The sequence below is a fragment of the Arenibaculum pallidiluteum genome (assembly GCF_017355985.1).
Classification (GTDB): Bacteria; Pseudomonadota; Alphaproteobacteria; order Azospirillales; family Azospirillaceae; genus Arenibaculum; species Arenibaculum pallidiluteum.
In genome coordinates this window covers 147,270-163,424 of sequence record NZ_JAFIQU010000003.1, presented here as the reverse complement: position 1 = coordinate 163,424, position 16,155 = coordinate 147,270, and the positions used below count along the sequence as shown (strand labels likewise).

Below are 16,155 nucleotides of genomic sequence, written 5' to 3'. Positions count from 1 at the left end.
CATGTCGCGTGCGGAAGACGCGAATCTGCTGGCCGCGGTCGACGGCGCCGACCCGTGCGGCGAGGCTCTGGACTACGATCTCGACTACCTCGAATTCGAAATCGCTGCGCGCGGGAAGCCGGACCGCCAGCTCGGCGACGCGACGGCTGCCGGCGACGCCACGGACTGGATCCAGGTCGCGGCCCTCGGGCTGGAGCTTGCCCGGCGCAGCAAGGACCTCCGCATCGGCGCCACCCTGACCCGGGCCTGGCTGCACACGGACGGGTTCCGCGGCCTTGCGGACGGGCTGGCGCTGCTGGCGGACTATCTGGAGCGCTATTGGGACGGCGTGCACCCGAGACCGGACGCGGACGATGCGGACGATCCGACCGTGCGCGTGAACGCGCTGGCCAATCTGTGCGATCCCGCCGGGCTTCTCGCCGACATACGCCACGCGCCGCTCGCGGACTCCCGGGCCTTCGGGCGCTTCAGCCTCGAGCAGTGGCAGGCGGCCCGGAACGACGAGCCCGGGAGCGGGGCCCCGGACCTGGCCCAGATCGAGGGGGCGTTCGGCGCGACCGACAGGGAGCTGCTGTCCGGAACCAGCGAGGCGCTGGGCGACTGCCTCGGAGGTATCGGCCGCCTCGAGGCCAGCCTTCGGGCACAGATCGCACCGGAAGCCATGCTCCGCCTCGACGCGCTGAAGGACCTTCTCGGCCAGGTCAGGGCGGTCATCGACGCGTATCGGCCGATGCCGTCCGTCGGCGCGGACGAAGCGGCCGAGGAGGTGTCCCCCGTCGCGACCGGCGGCAGCGGGGAGATCTCCAGCCGTGCCGACGTCATCGGCCAGCTCGAGCGCATCTGCGTGTGGTACCGCGCCAACGAGCCGTCGAGCCCGGTCCCGATGCTGCTCGAACGGACCAAGCGGCTCGTCGCGAAGGACTTCCTTTCGCTGCTCGTCGAACTCGCGCCGGAGGGCGCGGAGCAGTTCCGCCACCTCGCAGGAATTTCGGACGCCATCACACAGGACGCGGACTGACGGGCCGGCGAAGGGCCGGGACGAACGCAACGGATCGCTGCCGCGGGCGGCATTGAGGAGGATCGAGGATGGTGAAATCCAGCAGCCAGAAATTCATCGGCCGCAACCGGACGCCGCGGGTCCAGATCGAATACGACGTGGAGCTCTACGGTTCCGAGCGGAAGGTCCAGCTTCCGTTCGTCACCGGGGTCCTTGCGGATCTCGCAGGCAAGCCCGCCGAGCCGCTGCCGGACATCGCGGAACGGAAGATGGCCGAGATCGACATCGACAATTTCGACGCCCGGCTCCGGGCGATGAAGCCGCGCGTGGCCTTCGTTGTCGAGAATACGCTCACGGGTGAGGGGCGGCTTCCCGTCGAGCTCACCTTCGAGCGGATGGACGACTTCTCCCCGGCGGCGGTCGCCCGGCGGGTCGAGGCGCTCCGCAAGCTGCTCGAAGCACGGACGGAGCTCGCGAACCTTCTCACGTACATGGACGGCAAGAGCGGCGCGGAACAGCTGCTCGGCAAGCTCCTGTCCGATCCGGAGCTGCTCAAGGCGATCTCGGGCAAGGCCCGGGTCCCGGGCGGTAATGCCGATGCCGCCGACGAGGAGAAGCGTTCATGACCGCGAACCGCATGGAGGAGGTGCAGCCGGCTGCCGCTGGCGCGACGCTGACCAGCAATGCCTTCGCCGAGCTTCTGCAACGGGAGTTCAAGCCCCGGACCGACCAGTACCGGAGCGCCATCGAGCGGGCCGTCGGGACCCTTGCCGAGCAGGCGCTGGCCGAAACCAGCCTGATCGGAGAGGACGCGGTCGCGACGATCCAGGCGATCGTCGCCGAGCTCGACCGCAAGCTCACCGAGCAGCTCAATCTCATCATGCACCATCCGGAATTCCAGAGCCTGGAGAGTTCCTGGCGGGGGCTGCACCAGCTCGTCCACAACACCGAGACGGACGAGAACCTGAAGATCCGGGTGCTGAACGTCACGAAGGCGGAGCTTGCCCGGTCGGCCCGCAAGTACAAGGGTGTCGCCTGGGACCAGAGCCCGCTCTTCAAGAAGATCTACGAGGAGGAGTTCGGTCAGATCGGCGGGCAGCCCTATGGGTGCCTGATCGCCGACTACTATTTCGACCACACGCCTCCGGACGTCGAGCTGCTGGGCGCGCTGGGCCAGATCGCCGCGGCCGCGCATGCGCCCCTGATCTCGGCCGCCGCCCCGCAGCTCCTGAACATGGAATCCTGGCAGGAGCTGGCGAACCCGCGCGACCTCACGAAGATCTTCCAGACACCGGAATACGCCGCCTGGCGCTCGCTGCGCGAGTCCGAGGATTCCCGCTATGTCGCGCTGACGCTGCCGCGCACGCTGGGGCGCCTGCCCTACGGAATAAAGACCGATCCCGTCGAGGAGTTCGCCTTCGAGGAGGACGTCGACGGCAGCGACAGCAGCAAGTATCTCTGGTGCAACGCAGCCTACGCCATGGGCATCAACGTCGCCCGGTCCTTCAAGCTGCACGGATGGATGTCGCGGATCCGCGGCGTGGAGTCCGGCGGGCTGGTCGAGGGGCTGCCTGCGCACACCTTCCCGAGCGATGACGGCGGCGTCGACCTGAAATGCCCGACGGAAATCGCGATCAGCGACCGACGCGAGGCCGAGCTGTCGAAGAACGGTTTCCTTCCGCTGCTGCACCGCAAGAACACCGACATGGCCGTGTTCATCGGCGCGCAGACCCTGAACAAGCCCGCGAAGTACGACGAGGCCGAGGCCTCCACGAACGCGGAGCTGAGCGCCCGGCTGCCCTACATCTTCGCGACCTCCCGCTTCGCGCATTACCTGAAATGCCTGGTCCGGGACAAGATCGGGTCGTTCAAGGAACGCTCCGACGTCGAAGCCTGGCTGAACCAGTGGATACAGAACTACGTCCACCCCTCGCCCAACCTCGCGAGCGAGGAAGCCAAGGCGGAGAAGCCGCTGGCCGCGGCGGAGGTCATCGTCCAGGAAATCCCGGACAACCCGGGCTACTACCAGGCGCGCTTCTTCCTGCGCCCGCACTACCAGCTCGAGGGCCTCACCGTTTCGCTGCGCCTTGTCTCGCGGCTTCCGTCCGCGAGGAAAGCCTGAACCCTTCCGTCACAGCAACCGCTAGGGGATTCCCATGGCCTTCGATGCCTACCTGCTGTTCACCCAGCCCTCGGGCAGAATCCACCCCAAGGGCGAATCCAAGCTGAAGAAAGATGCGATCACCTTGGCCGACGAGTGGAGCTTCTCGCTCGAGAACAAGCTGAACATCTCCTCGCACACCGCGGGCGCGGGCGCGGGCAAGGCGGAGTTCGAGGCCTTCACGATCAAGAAGCAGGTGGATACCGCCTCGCCGGACCTCTTCATCGCCTGCGGCAGCGGCGCGCATTTCGACAAGGTCGAGCTGGTGCTGCTGAAGTCGTCAGGCGACGCGGGTCAGGGCAGCCAGGCCCAATCGAACATTTTCCTCACCTGGACCTTCTCGATGCTGGCCGTCGAGAAGGTCGAGTGGAGCTACGGTGACCCGGCCCCCGAGGAGACCGTCACCTTCCGTTTCGGGGCCTGCAAGGTCAATTACAAGAAGCAGGACGCGGCGGGCAAGCTGAGCGACGGTGGCGAGGGCGCTTGGAGCCAAGTCCAGAACAGCGCGACCGATCGGGTCGCCTGACCTCGTCCGGCCGATCCGGACCAGGACGGCGCGCGGCGCCCGATCAGCCCAGCTTCTCCCCCGATCGGGCCACCGCGCGCAATGCGGCGACGGGAAGGGGGAGCCCGCCTTCGGCGCATGGCGCGCCATCAGCTCCCGAGGCCACGCTGCCATGTCCCAGTCGAGCTATCGCGACCTGGTCCAGCCGTCGCTGCTGGATCGCCTGACGGACGAGGGCGGATCGCCGGGCGACGGCGGCCGCGTCTTCTCGCTGCCGCGCCTGCGCGAGGTCATTCTCCGGGACATGACCTGGCTCCTGAACACCACCCCGATCGGCACGACCGTCGATCTCGAAGCCTTCCCGGAGGTCGCGACCAGCGTCCTGAACTATGGCGTGCGATCGCTCACCGGCCTGGGTGGCGAGACCGTCGACCGTGCCGACTTCGAACGGTCGATGGAGGAGACGCTGGCCATCTTCGAGCCGCGCCTCGTGCATGGCATCACGGTCAGGCTCCTGTCCTCCGGCCGCTCGGACATGTCCCTCAGCTTCACGATCGAGGCCGATCTCTGGGCTCAGCCCGTCCCGCTGCGCCTGCGGATGCGCACGGAAGTCGACCGGGACCTCAACATCATCAGGATCGTCGAGAACCGCACGGAAGTCCTCTAGATGAACGACCGCTTTCTGCGCTTCTACAACGACGAGCTCCGCTACATCCGGGAGATGGGCCAGGAGTTCGGCCGCGCCTTTCCCAAGATTGCCGGCCGTCTCGGGCTCGACACCGCAGAAGTCTCCGACCCTTATGTGGAGCGCCTGCTCGAAGGCTTCGCGTTCCTCGCGGCACGCATCCAGCTGAAGCTCGACGCCCGCTTCCCAGCCTTCACGCAGCATCTCCTCGAGTTGATCTACCCACACCATCTGGCGCCGACGCCCGCCATGGGGATCGCGCGGTTCGAGCCCGACCGCGAAGGCGGACGGCTGGAGAAGGGCTATCTCATCCCCCGGGGGACGGCCCTGATCGGGCAGCTCGCTCCGGACGCGATCACCCAATGCGAATTCAGGACCGCGCAGGACGTCCACCTCTGGCCGATCGCCGTCACCGGGGCCGACTACTTCGCCACCCCGTCCGAGCTGGCCGGACTGTCCGTCAATACCGGACCGCAGACGCGCGCGGCGCTGCGCCTGCGGCTGCGCACGACCAACGGCCTCGCATTCGACCGGCTGGCTGTGAAGTCCCTGCGCTTCTACCTTCCCCCGGCGGGCGGCACGGGCGGGGCGCTGATTGAGCAGATGCTAGCGGACCTGACCTCCATCCTGGCCCGCCCGGCCGGCCCGATGCGCCTCTGGAACGAGACGATCCCGGCGGCCGAGGTCCGGCATGTGGGGCTCGACGACGACGAGGCGCTGCTGCCCTTCCCTCCCCGCTCCTTCACCGGCTACCGCACGCTGCAGGAGTATTTCGCCATGCCGGAACGCGCCCTCTTCGTGGAGGTCGGCGGCCTTGCCGATGCCGTCCGGCGCTGCGACGGCGAGGAACTCGAGCTGATCTTCCTGCTGCGCCGGAGCGAGCCGCGGCTGCAGCGCGCCCTCGGCCGCGAATCCTTCGTCCTGTTCGCCAGCCCGGTCGTGAACCTCTTCGAACGGCAGGCGGACAGGATTCGCGTGAGCGATCGGGCCTACGAGCACCATCTGGCCGTCGACCGCACCCGCCCGCTCGACATCGAGGTCCACTCGGTCCTTTCGGTCCAGGGAGAGCACGACGGCGGCCAGGGCCTGGCAAGCTTCCGACCCTTCTATGCGGTTCAGGACTTCGAGCCGCGGAACCGGACCGGCGCCTACTACACCATCAGGCGCGAGCAACGGCTTCCCTCGAGCCGGCAGCAGCGCGACGGGCAGCGCACCTCCTATCTCGGCAGCGAGGTGTTCCTGTCCATCGTCGACGCGCAGGAGGCGCCCTACCGCTCGGACCTGCGGCAGCTCGCGGTGCGATGCCTGTGCACCAACCGCGACCTGGCGCTGCTGATGCCCGTCGGACGCGGGGACACCGACTTCACGCTGGAGATCGGAGCGCCCGTGGCGCGGGTGCGCTGCATCTCGGGTCCGACCAGGCCACGCCCGGCAGCGGCGGAGGCCGAGACCGCGTGGCATCTCATCAGCCACCTTTCGCTGAACTACCTGTCCCTCGCGGACAGCGACGGCGGCGGCCCCGAGGCTCTGCGCTCGCTGTTCCGCCTCTATGCCGACCCTGGCGATGCCAGCGCCCTGCAGCAGATCGACGGGCTGCGTGCCCTTCGTTCGCGGCCGGTGGTCCGCCGTCTGCCTACAGGCGGCCTGGCCGCCGTCGCGCGTGGCATGGAGATTGAGGCGACGCTGGACGAGAACGCCTTCGAAGGGCTCGGCAGCTTCGCCTTCGGCGCCGTGCTGAGCCGCTTCTTCGCCCAGTACGTCTCCATCAACTCCTTCGCCGAGAGCGTCATCCATACCCTGCAGCGCGGAGAGACGATGCGATGGCCGATGCGTCTGGGACGGCGGCCGCTGGCGTGACGGCGCACTCACTCCTCCCCGAGGCCGGAACGGAGGCGGCCGCCGGCAGGCGCCTCCAGGACCTCCTGCGCGACGCGGCGGCGGCGCCGGAAGCCTACGACTTCTTCGCCCTGCTGCGCCGGGTGGACGCCCTGTCGCGCCCCGCCCGGCGGCTGGGTGAGTCGCTGAGCCCCGCAGAGGACCCCATCCGGATCGGCCAGGTGCCGAGCACGTTCTTCGCGCCGCGCGCGATTGCCGAGGTCGCGGAGGCGCGGGATGCCGCCACGGAAGGCGACGACGACGCGGCGCGGATCGCGACTTACTTCTTCGGCCTGTTCGGCCCCAACGGCCCGCTCCCGCCCCATCTGACGGAATACGCGCACCAGCGTCTGCACAACGCCGGCGATCCGACCTTCGCGCGCTTCGCGGACGTGTTCCATCATCGCCTGGCTTCGCTCCTCTTCCGCGCCTGGGCGGTGAGCGAGCCGACGGTCAGCCATGACCGCCCGGGCGAGGACGTGTTCGCGAGCTTTGTCGGCGCGCTTGCCGGTTACGGCCTACCCGCCCTCCGCGACCGCGACCGAATGCCGGACCTGGCCAAGCTCCATTTCGCCGGGCGGCTGGGCTCCCACACCCGCAATCCGGAAGGGCTGCGCGCCATTCTTGCCGGCTTCTTCGCGGTTCCGGTCGAGATCCTGGAATTCCAGCCCACCTGGGTCCACCTGCCGGCGGACCAACGCCTCGCTCTGGGGCGGGACCGCAGCCGCGGCACCCTCGGCGTCAACGCGACGGTAGGCTCGCGGATCCACGTCTTCCACCACCGCTTCCGCATCCGCCTCGGCCCGCTGGGCCTGGCGGACTACGAAAGGCTGCTGCCCGGCGGTCCGAGCCTGGAACTGACGGTACCGCTCGCCCGCAACTATATCGGTGACGAGCTGGACTGGACGGTCCAGCTCGTGCTGCGGGCGGCGGAAGTGCCCGGCATCACGCTCGGGCAGCAGGGACGGCTCGGCTGGACGACGTGGCTCGGCCGGCGCAGGGAAGAAAGCGACGCCGACGACCTGACCCTGGCGCCCTTGGACCGTGGATAGGGCAAGCCGCTCGCGGCCCCGGTCACGTCCGGTCGCTCTCGATCTCCCTCTGCTCCTGCGCGGTCTCGGCATTCCGCGCCGTGCGTTCCAGCTGCTGCGCCACCTCGAAGGCCTTCTGCGCCGTCGGAGGCAGCGGAATGGGAATCGGCAGCGTGAAGAGCATCCCCCTGGACATGAGCGTGATCATGGTGCCGCTGAGCGTGATCCCCTCCGGCCCGAGCAGGATGCACTGCTCGCCCGCGGGGCCGCTCACCCGCAGCGAGATGCCTTGCGGCGTAACTTCGATCCGGCTGCCGATCGGCGCGCCGGGCCTCGCCGCGCTCTCCAGCACGCTGCGCGTCCGCGAGCTGAGCGTGGCGCTTCCGCCCGCCGCCAGGGCGAAGAGGTTCGACACGTCCACCACATGGTTCCGCTCCGCCCGGAGATAGACGTGCTCGCTCCCGCGACGGTCCTCGAAACGAAGCTCGTTGCACGAGGCCGCGTTCCCGCCGGGCGAGGAGCGGGTCCTGAATCCGGAGCGTGTCGCCTGCCGTGGCAGCGCCTCGGCGGGCATGTTGGTCTGGTTGTAGACGGTGCCGACCACCAGGGGGCAGTCGGGGTCGCCGCCCTCGAAGGCCACGACGACCTCCTGCCCGATCCTCGGGGTCACGATGGCGCCGAAGCCGGGACCGGCCCAGCTCTGCGCCACCCGCATCCAGCAGGAGCTGTTCTCGTCGCGGGTGCCGTATCGATCCCAGTGGAACTGCACCTTGACGCGTCCGAACGCGTCGGTCAGGACGTCCTCGCCCGACGGCCCGACCACGACCGCGGTCTGTGGCCCCGCGATGACCGGGGCGGTCGTGCGCAGCGGGGGCCGGAACGGGGTGGTGGCGAGCAGCCCCTCCACGCGGGCGCGGTAGAGGAACTGCCTTTCGCCGCCGTCGTCGCGGGTGCCGGCCTCGCCGCGTATATCGAAGGTCGCGCCCAGCACGAGATAGCGCTTCCTGTCCTTGTCGCCGAGCTGACGGTCGGTCACGTCGAAGGGATTGGCGCCCCGGAACACATAGCCGGGCTTGAGTTGCCGCATGTTGCCCGAGACCTGGACGCGCTTCTGGCGGCAGGCGATCTCCTCGGCGCGCAGGCGGGCGAGGATCTGGCCGGCAGCCGGCACCGCATACTGGCCGGGATACCGGTAGATCTCGCGCTTCCCGCTCGCGGCGTCCTGCACCGGACCGACGCGTTTGAGATCGGCGTTCGGCTTCTCGAAATCGTAGTCGTCCAGCATTACCTGGCTCGGCTGGAGGCTCGCCTCCTCCTGCCATTCCCAGATGATGTCGTCGGAGATGCCGGGATTCTCGAGGTTCAGATGGGTTGCGACATCGATCGGATCGCAGGGCCCGTGCGCGGAAGGGTCATTGACGAGCACCATCTGGTGCCGGTCCGCGAAGTGAGCGAAGTAGTAGTAGATCCCTTCGTGCTCCAGCAGCCGGCTGACGAAGGCCAGGTCGGATTCCTGGTACTGCACGCAGTAGCTCAGCGGCGGCAGTCCCGACGGTTTGGTGCGGTCGATGAAGCTGGCCTGGGGATGGTCCGCAAAGACCGTCCGGACGATGTCCATCGTCGACTTGTTCTGGAAGACCCTGGAGTTCTGCCGCTGGCCGAGCAGCCAGAGCCATGGCCGGATCTCCAGCAGGTAGTTCGTCCTCTGGGTGTCATCGATCCCGATGTAACGGCAGCGCGTGATGATCCCATGGAAATGGCGCGTCGCGCCCTTCGCCAGCTTCATGGCCGTGCAGGCCGGCTGCCCGATCAGGGGATCGAGGTCGCGGATCGGATCGCGGCTGATGATCTTGGCCTCGAACAGGAACGGCTCGCCGAGCCTCTCCTCGCCCCGGAGCCAGCGGAGCTTGACGGTCTTGGCGTTGAGGGCCGGCGACGTCAGGGCGGCGTAGCGGTTGTCCTCCAGCAGGCTGCCGGACGCGCTCGCCGCGGGACGCGCCCCCGCGGATCCGCCTAAGCCATGCGATTGCGCCATCGTTCACTCCTTGCAGGGACGGTGTCGCCCTCAGGCGGCGTCGAGACAGCTGCCGGACTTGACCTCGCCGGCCTTGGCGTTCGCCACAGCCATGGCTGCGGCGATCAGTTCCGAGCGCAGCCAGGTGAAGCGGGGATCGCGATGATGGCGCTCGTGCCAGACCAGCGAGACCGCATAGTCCGGCAGCGGGCTCGGCGGCTCGAGGATCGCGACGGGCAGCATCCCGGCGATCCGGACGGCCGTGCGGCGCGGCACCGTCAGCATGAGGTCCGTCTCCGCGACCACCATGGCGGCGGTCATCGTATCCTGCACAGCCAGGGGATTTCTGTCCGGCAGGTCGGGAAGGATCGGCATGTCGTGGAGAAGGCCGGTACGGTCCCCGGCCCCCGGGGCGATCACGACCTGTCGCAGCCCCGCGATGCGGTCCGGCGCACCGCCTCCGTCCCGCAGGACCGGGTGGCCCGACCGCAGAAGATGGACGAAGGGATCGACGTAGAGGTTGCGCCGGTAGAAGCCGAACGGCGTGCTCCTCAGCTGGCCGATGGCGAAATCGGCGTCGCCCCCCTCCAGGTCGCGCAGCACGCCGTCTCCGAGCGGGGCCGTGGTGATGTCGACCCCGGGCGCCCGCGCCCGGAGCCGTGGCAGCAGACCGGGCAGCAGAACCAGAGACTGGTGGTCCGACATGGCGATCGACACCGTCGCGGCCCAGGTCTCCGGCGTCGTGTCCCGCGTGGCCAGCAGGCAGCGCAGGCCGTTCAGCGCGCGGGGGAGCTCGGCCGCGAGCTGCTCCGCGCGCGCCGTCAGGACGAAGCCGGACGAGGACCGGACCAGAAGCTCGTCGTTGAACAGCCCACGCAGGCGGCCGAGGGCACGGCTCATGGCAGGCTGGCTGAGACCGATCCGATTGGCCGCATAGGTCACGTTGCGCTCCGCCAGCAGGGCCTCGAGCGCGACCAGAAGATTGAGATCGATCCCCGCGAGATTGACGGTCCTGGATTGCGCCCCGCGATGGCCGGCATCGGGACCTTCCGTCCCGGATGGAGACGACAGGTGTTGTACGTTCATCGTCCGAATGGTTTGCACGGCAGCCTTCTCACGTCCTGCGACGCGGTGACCGGTCTCCCGACCGGACGGTGCGCCTAGTGAGATCCGACGATCCGGGCCGGACGTTACAGGATTACTTCAGGCTCCCATGGTCTTGATTGCAGGGATAACCCAGCGTTTCACCGATAACACCCTGTTTCAAAGATAACCTCGTGGTCAGGGCACGCGGCATGGCATCGCCGCGCTCGACGCCGCTTCGACATCCCGGGCTCATTCGAACCTGCAAGCGATCTCTCCCTCCTCCACGTGGACATGAATGCGTTCCAGGACAGCCCGATCGCGCAGACGGGTCAGGATCTCGCGGCTGATCGGCGGTAGCAGGCCCGAGGTCAGGATGGCGTCGATCATGCGGCCGCCACTCTCCAGCTCACTGCAGCGCGCGCGAATGTGTTCGACGACCGCGTCGTCATAGGTGAACCGCGCATTGCCGCCGTCCTCGACCCGGCTGCGGATCCGCTCCAGCTGGAGCCGGATGATCCGGTCCAGCATCGCCGCGCTCAGCGGATAGTAGGGAACGCTCACCAAACGGCCGAGCAACGCCGCCGGAAACATCTCGAGCAGCGGCCCGCGCAGCGCGCGGGCGACGTCGTCCGGATCCGGCAGCCGCCGCGGATCGCGGCACATCTCCATGACGAGGTCCGATCCGACGTTGGAGGTCAGCAGGATGATCGTGTTCCTGAAATCGATCGACCGGCCCTCGCCATCCTCCATCACGCCCTTGTCGAAGACCTGGAAGAACAGCTCGTGCACGTCCGGATGGGCCTTCTCGATCTCGTCGAGAAGCACGACGCTGTAGGGCTTGCGGCGCACGGCCTCGGTCAGCCTGCCGCCTTCCCCATAGCCGACATATCCCGGAGGCGAGCCCTTCAGCGTCGAGACGGTATGGGCTTCCTGGAACTCGGACATGTTGATCGCGATGACGTTGCCGTCGCTTCCGAACAGGGCCTCGGCGAGCGCAAGAGCCGTCTCCGTTTTGCCGACGCCTGACGGCCCGACAAGCAGGAAGACCCCTTTGGGCTTGGCAGGATCGGCAAGACCTGCCTGCGCGGTCTCGATCCTCTTGGCGATGGCCCGAAGGGCATGGTCCTGGCCGATCACCCGCTGCCCGAGCGTGTCGGCAAGCGACAGGACCGCCTCGATCTCGTTCGCCAGCATTCGCCCGACCCTGATTCCGGTCCAGCTCTCGATGACGGCTGCCACGGACTGTCCGTCCACCGCGGGATGAACCAGCGGCGTCTCGCTTTGCAGCGCATCCAGCTCGGCGCGCATCGAGCGCAACTGGTCGAGGCCCTCGGCGGTCGGGTCGCTTCGCAGCGCGGCTTCAAGGGCGACGACCGAGTCGGCCAGCTCCGCCTCTGCGCCGTGCCGCGCCTCAAGCTCCGCCAGGATCGCGCGGTCGGAGGCGACCGCCGCCGCGAGCTGCGCCTGGCGCACGGGATCGGAATGGCCGACGCGGGCCTCGGTCTCGAGCACCGCAAGCTCGGCCTCGAGATCCGCGATGCGGCGCCGCGCATCCTCGATCGCAGCCGGGGTCGCGTGCTGGCTCAGCGCGACCCTGGCGCAGGCGGTATCGAGCACGGACACAGCCTTGTCCGGAAGCTGCCGGCCCTGGATGTAGCGTCGCGACAGGCGCACCGCGGCGACCACCGCCTCGTCGAGCACCGTGACCTTGTGGTGCGTCGTCAGGACCGGGACCATCCTGCGCAACATGGCCACGGCCTGCGCCTCCTCGGGTTCCTGCACTTGCACCGCCTGGAAGCGCCGGGTCAGCGCAGGATCCTTCTCGATGTGCCGCTTGTACTCCGCCCAGGTCGTGGCCGCGATCGTCCGCAGCGTACCTCGGGCGAGCGCGGGCTTGAGCAGGTTCGCGACATCGCCCGTCCCCGCATTGCCGCCGGCGCCGATCAACGTGTGCGCCTCGTCGATGAACAGCACGATCGGCCGCGGAGCCCGTCGGATCTCCGCGAGCAGCTGCCTGAACCGGGCCTCGAACTCGCCCCTTGCGGACGCCCCGGCCTGAAGTGCGGCGAGGTCCAGCGACAGCAGGCCCACGCCGCGCAGCGCCGGCGGGACGTCGTCCGCCGCGATCCTCAGGGCCAATCCCTCGACCAGCGCCGTCTTACCGACGCCGGCCTCGCCGAGGATGATCGGATTGTTCTGTCTGCGCCGCATCAAGATGTCGACGACCTGTCGGATCTCGCGCTCCCGGCCGGTGACGGGATCGATGCGCCCTGCCCGCGCATCCTCCATAAGGTCCGTGGTGTAGCGCGCCAGGGCGGATCCGCCAACCGGGGCCGGGCCCTCGTCCGTCGGCGACAGGCCGGCGGCACCGGCCGCGGGCACCCCATCGACGCCGTCCTCGTCGGATCCCTTCGTGAGCTCGCCGAAGCGCTGCGCGATCGACGCGGCGTCGATCTGCTTGAAGAAAGGCGAGATGTCGACGGCCAACCGGCGCAACTGCGGGTCGTCCAGCATCCCGTGCAGCAGGTGGCCGCTGCGGATCCGGGCGCTGCCGAACAGCAGGCTGGCGCTGATCCATCCGCGCTCGATCAGATGCTCGAGGTCGCGGGAGAAGTCGAGCCGGGACGACCGTCCGCCATGCAGCCTCTGAAGCGCCTCGTCCACATGCGTCTGCAGGGTCCCGCGCGGCAGGCCGAGGCGATCGAGCATCAGCGATGCATCGCTCGTCCCCGTGCGCAGCCACAGGGCGAGCCAGTGAAGCGGCTCGATGTACCCGTCACCGCGGAGCCTCGCGAATTCGAAGGCATCCTGAAGGGACTTCATCGACAGGTTGCCCAGCCGGCCGAACACAGCCTCCCGGGAAATGGTCGCCATGAGCGCTCTCTCCTGACACGAGGACATGCCGCTGCGGAAGATGGACAGCCGAAGCAATGCAGGACGACCAAGGATCGCCCTGTCCGCAGGGTTCGATGAATGCAGAATGGTTCTGGCGATATTCGGCGGGGATCGCCCCTCTACCTCGGGACGAGGCGGCTAATCCGGTTCCGGCATGGCGGGATCAGAACTCCGCATGCGCGATCCCGGCGGTCGGTTCCCATTATCGTTGAAACAAGCCCCTCGCTCTGCTGCCGGCCGAGGATCCCGAAGGCCCGCAGGCAATCGCCGGGGTCGAGGCGATCATGGACGAGCTCTCACCGGTCCCGGGCCACCCGGCAGGAGGTCGAGCGGGCTGAGAGGCATCCTGCGACGGATCGATCGTCGGGATGCCGAGAACCCGAACGGCTTCGGGGTGCCCGTCCGATCCGCGGCTCCTTGCTCCCAGTGCTCCGCACCCTGACCCAGACCATGCCGCAGGATTGACGCAGGGCGAGCGCCTGGACGGCCGATCACCGACGCTCATGAAGAAGGTCCCGCCATGTCCGACGCTCAGCAGGCCACCGGCAGCAGCGCACTCGCGAACGTTCTCAGGCGCAGCCTGACCATGCGGAAAGGACTGAGGGAGCGAAGGCGGCTGGCTGGAGACTGGTCCCGACTGGCCCAGGACGTGCGACAGAGATACCAGGATCTTCTGGATAGCCACGACGCCCGGCCGGCCATCGAACTCGACATAGCAGACGACCCCGACGTTTACATCAGGCAGTTCACCACGGCGACCGAATTTTCCGAAAAATACAAGGCCTTCCTCAAGGATCTGAGAACGCTCGAGGACGGCAATCAGCCAAACAAGACAGCGCCACGTATCGCCATGCGAGATGAACTCGACAGGCTGAAGCAGGAATTCGACGCCAACAGACTGGAGCTGACGGACCCGGCTTCCTGGGCGCTGGATGCTGACTTGGTGCCGACCATCCTCGACCCGACCGGCCAAATCTTCAAACTCCTGATATCACGCCCCGACGATCTGGTGAAAGTCGTCGGCACTCTCCCGGAAGACGTGGCCTCCGTGCAGGCGCTGGAGCAGTTCGAGGACGCGTTCTTCGCGACGGAGACCGGCATTCCTCTGGCTGTGCATGAAGCGATCTTCCGGCGCAAGACAGACATCCTGGAAACTCTGATTCACAAGAAAATCGAGGAATCCACCGATCCGCGCCTGGTCCATCTTAAAAACATACCCAAAGAGAACTATTGGAAGCTGCTTATGGATGGAAGGGAGCACGGCGAGGACGATAAACATTTATACAAGTTATCGTCAGGATATATGGCCGGTATGATGGGTGGCTTCAAGAAGATCATCGAAACGCTCGGCGATGATATGACGCCAGAATTCCTCGAGGAACTCCATGCGGAAATGACGCGCCATGTCACGAGGGAGATCAGTCAGGATCATTTGACCAGCTTCGTCCTGCAACAACAGGGCTTCAAGAAGAAATCCAATCGCTGGGGCGTCTCGCGATCCTATTCGGACGCTGGGCTTTCCGAAATCAAGGAAATGATGGAGCAACTTAATGACCTCCTAGCCCCGTTCATCGCCTCAGAAAGGGCCAAAGAAGGATCACTGTTCGCTCAGAATGTCGCCCTGGTGGAAAATGACCCGACTGGCAGGTTGGCATATCTGGACCAGACTGAAGAGGTAAACAGAACCGATGAACACGGCAACCCTATAAAAGTACTTTATTTCCGAGCAGGCATACCAACTCTCGACGCTTTCAACCAGTCATGCAGCCGCGAGCTGGTGAACCAGATTTTCAAAATCTACCACAACGACATCAAGGCAGCCGCCAGCGAGGAGCAAAAGGTCTACGTGATAATAGATTTCTGCCGCAGACTTCTTCAAACGCACCCCTTTTCGGACGCAAATGGCCGCACAATCAACTTCGGCATCCTGAACAAGCTTCTGATCGAGAACGGGATGCCCCCAACGATCCTCCATGACCAATCCTACATGATGGGGAAATCGGCCGCGGAGCTCTACGACCTCATCAAGGAAGGACAGGACGGGCTGATGAGCTTGGCGAACCCGTCGGCGGCTGACGAGCGGATGAGCCCGGGGGAGACATCCTCGCCGAGGTGATCTCCTGTGACACGGGGCTCAACGGCGAACAATGCCCAGTCTGCGGTGCAGCGGAGCTCAGCAGGCCGTCCGTGCGTCGGCACGGCCTCGATGCACGGCTGTTCGGTAGCGTTCCCTCCTCCTGGTGAAGGACCAAGCCCGGTTTCGGCATGGCGGCATTAGAGCTGCGCATGTGCATCGCCCGCGCCTCACCTCTATGGATTTGAAGCGCATGGGTCGACCTGACTGTCGCCGCATGCCGACCGGAGTCCAGAGCACCGTTCAAGGCAAGACCGGGCGGAGCGCGGGCGGTGCGACAGGGGACGATGCCCACGTGGCGACGCGTAGCCATCACCGTACGAAAGAAGCGGCCCGACATGCTCGATGACGAGAAGCGCGCCTGGGTCGAGCGCGTCCTGGGCTATCACCTGGACGCCAGCGGCCAGCACTTCGCCCAAGATGTCGCCGCTGCGCAGAAGGCTTGGCAGGCGGCATGCGCCTCCGCCCTGGCGCAGTTGCGCGGTCTGAGAGCCGCCATCGCATCGGCCGAGGATCCCGAAGGCCCGCAAGCGATCGTCCAGCTCGAGGAGATCATGGACGCACTCTCGCCGGTCCTGGGGACGCGGCAGGAGGTCGAGGGGCTTGAGCGGTACCTCGCGACGGATGCGATCGTAGAGGATGCCGAGAACCCGAATGGCTTTGGCACGCCCGTCTCGATCCGTGATCGGCTGCTGCCCGTGCTCCACACCCTGCGCCAAGCCATGCCACAGGATTGAGGATGGGCAAGCGCCCGGACGGCCGATCACCGCCG

12 protein-coding genes are annotated in these 16,155 nt (G+C 67.1%); 9 read left to right on the top strand and 3 right to left on the bottom strand.

What is annotated here, in order from left to right:
* Position 1 precedes the first annotated feature (1 nt).
* The 7 genes from tssA (at position 2) to tssG (ending at position 7,275) form a co-directional block, all read left to right on the top strand.
* Positions 2–1,018: a type VI secretion system protein TssA gene (gene tssA, locus JUB13_RS07880; protein ID WP_207478254.1), complete on the top strand. Its 1,017-nt coding sequence runs from the start codon at positions 2–4 to the stop codon at positions 1,016–1,018.
* Positions 1,019–1,086: 68 nt separating this feature from the next.
* Complete coding sequence (tssB, locus tag JUB13_RS07875) at positions 1,087–1,623, top strand: type VI secretion system contractile sheath small subunit (protein WP_207478253.1); 537 nt, start codon at positions 1,087–1,089, stop codon at positions 1,621–1,623.
* The gene (gene tssC, locus JUB13_RS07870; protein ID WP_236024817.1) at positions 1,620–3,119 is read left to right on the top strand and encodes a type VI secretion system contractile sheath large subunit; all 1,500 of its coding nucleotides are present in this window, start codon (positions 1,620–1,622) and stop codon (positions 3,117–3,119) included. The genes tssB and tssC overlap by 4 nt, the downstream gene beginning before the upstream one ends.
* 34 nt (positions 3,120–3,153) lie before the next feature.
* The gene (locus JUB13_RS07865; protein WP_207478252.1) at positions 3,154–3,684 is read left to right on the top strand and encodes an Hcp family type VI secretion system effector; all 531 of its coding nucleotides are present in this window, start codon (positions 3,154–3,156) and stop codon (positions 3,682–3,684) included.
* A gap of 151 nt (positions 3,685–3,835) precedes the next feature.
* On the top strand, positions 3,836–4,330 hold the full coding sequence (gene tssE, locus JUB13_RS07860) for a type VI secretion system baseplate subunit TssE (RefSeq protein WP_207478251.1): 495 nt from the start codon (positions 3,836–3,838) through the stop codon (positions 4,328–4,330).
* Complete coding sequence (tssF, locus tag JUB13_RS07855; RefSeq protein ID WP_207478250.1) at positions 4,331–6,205, top strand: type VI secretion system baseplate subunit TssF; 1,875 nt, start codon at positions 4,331–4,333, stop codon at positions 6,203–6,205. It abuts the gene before it with no gap.
* Entirely contained in the window at positions 6,169–7,275 is a 1,107-nt protein-coding gene (gene tssG, locus JUB13_RS07850) for a type VI secretion system baseplate subunit TssG (RefSeq protein WP_207478249.1), read from the top strand. The genes tssF and tssG overlap by 37 nt, the downstream gene beginning before the upstream one ends.
* A gap of 22 nt (positions 7,276–7,297) precedes the next feature.
* On the opposite strand, the gene JUB13_RS07845 is transcribed toward tssG, so the two are convergent.
* The 3 genes from JUB13_RS07845 to tssH form a co-directional block, all read right to left on the bottom strand.
* Positions 7,298–9,289: a type VI secretion system Vgr family protein gene (locus tag JUB13_RS07845; RefSeq protein ID WP_207478248.1), complete on the bottom strand. Its 1,992-nt coding sequence runs from the start codon at positions 9,287–9,289 to the stop codon at positions 7,298–7,300.
* Between the two features lie 30 nt (positions 9,290–9,319).
* Positions 9,320–10,354, bottom strand: a complete 1,035-nt coding sequence (locus JUB13_RS07840; protein WP_207478247.1) for a LysR family transcriptional regulator — start codon at positions 10,352–10,354, stop codon at positions 9,320–9,322.
* Between the two features lie 249 nt (positions 10,355–10,603).
* Positions 10,604–13,228, bottom strand: coding sequence for a type VI secretion system ATPase TssH (gene tssH / locus JUB13_RS07835; RefSeq protein ID WP_207478246.1), 2,625 nt, complete (start codon positions 13,226–13,228; stop codon positions 10,604–10,606).
* A gap of 541 nt (positions 13,229–13,769) precedes the next feature.
* Here tssH and JUB13_RS07830 point away from each other — a divergent pair.
* Both JUB13_RS07830 and JUB13_RS07825 read left to right on the top strand, forming a co-directional pair.
* Complete coding sequence (locus JUB13_RS07830) at positions 13,770–15,365, top strand: HMG-box domain-containing protein (RefSeq protein WP_207478245.1); 1,596 nt, start codon at positions 13,770–13,772, stop codon at positions 15,363–15,365.
* A 356-nt stretch (positions 15,366–15,721) separates the two neighbouring features.
* Positions 15,722–16,120: a hypothetical protein gene (locus JUB13_RS07825; protein ID WP_207478244.1), complete on the top strand. Its 399-nt coding sequence runs from the start codon at positions 15,722–15,724 to the stop codon at positions 16,118–16,120.
* Positions 16,121–16,155: the final 35 nt, after the last annotated feature.

What these genes read in the sequence shown, in the direction of transcription:
- tssA (WP_207478254.1), top strand. Translation starts at nt 2, where the DNA reads ATGTCGCGTGCGGAAGACGCGAATCTGCTGGCCGCGGTCGACGGCGCC.
- tssB (WP_207478253.1), top strand. Translation starts at nt 1,087, where the DNA reads ATGGTGAAATCCAGCAGCCAGAAATTCATCGGCCGCAACCGGACGCCG.
- tssC (WP_236024817.1), top strand. Translation starts at nt 1,620, where the DNA reads ATGACCGCGAACCGCATGGAGGAGGTGCAGCCGGCTGCCGCTGGCGCG.
- JUB13_RS07865 (WP_207478252.1), top strand. Translation starts at nt 3,154, where the DNA reads ATGGCCTTCGATGCCTACCTGCTGTTCACCCAGCCCTCGGGCAGAATC.
- tssE (WP_207478251.1), top strand. Translation starts at nt 3,836, where the DNA reads ATGTCCCAGTCGAGCTATCGCGACCTGGTCCAGCCGTCGCTGCTGGAT.
- tssF (WP_207478250.1), top strand. Translation starts at nt 4,331, where the DNA reads ATGAACGACCGCTTTCTGCGCTTCTACAACGACGAGCTCCGCTACATC.
- tssG (WP_207478249.1), top strand. Translation starts at nt 6,169, where the DNA reads ATGGCCGATGCGTCTGGGACGGCGGCCGCTGGCGTGACGGCGCACTCA.
- JUB13_RS07845 (WP_207478248.1), bottom strand. Translation starts at nt 9,289, where the DNA reads ATGGCGCAATCGCATGGCTTAGGCGGATCCGCGGGGGCGCGTCCCGCG.
- JUB13_RS07840 (WP_207478247.1), bottom strand. Translation starts at nt 10,354, where the DNA reads ATGAACGTACAACACCTGTCGTCTCCATCCGGGACGGAAGGTCCCGAT.
- tssH (WP_207478246.1), bottom strand. Translation starts at nt 13,228, where the DNA reads ATGGCGACCATTTCCCGGGAGGCTGTGTTCGGCCGGCTGGGCAACCTG.
- JUB13_RS07830 (WP_207478245.1), top strand. Translation starts at nt 13,770, where the DNA reads ATGTCCGACGCTCAGCAGGCCACCGGCAGCAGCGCACTCGCGAACGTT.
- JUB13_RS07825 (WP_207478244.1), top strand. Translation starts at nt 15,722, where the DNA reads ATGCTCGATGACGAGAAGCGCGCCTGGGTCGAGCGCGTCCTGGGCTAT.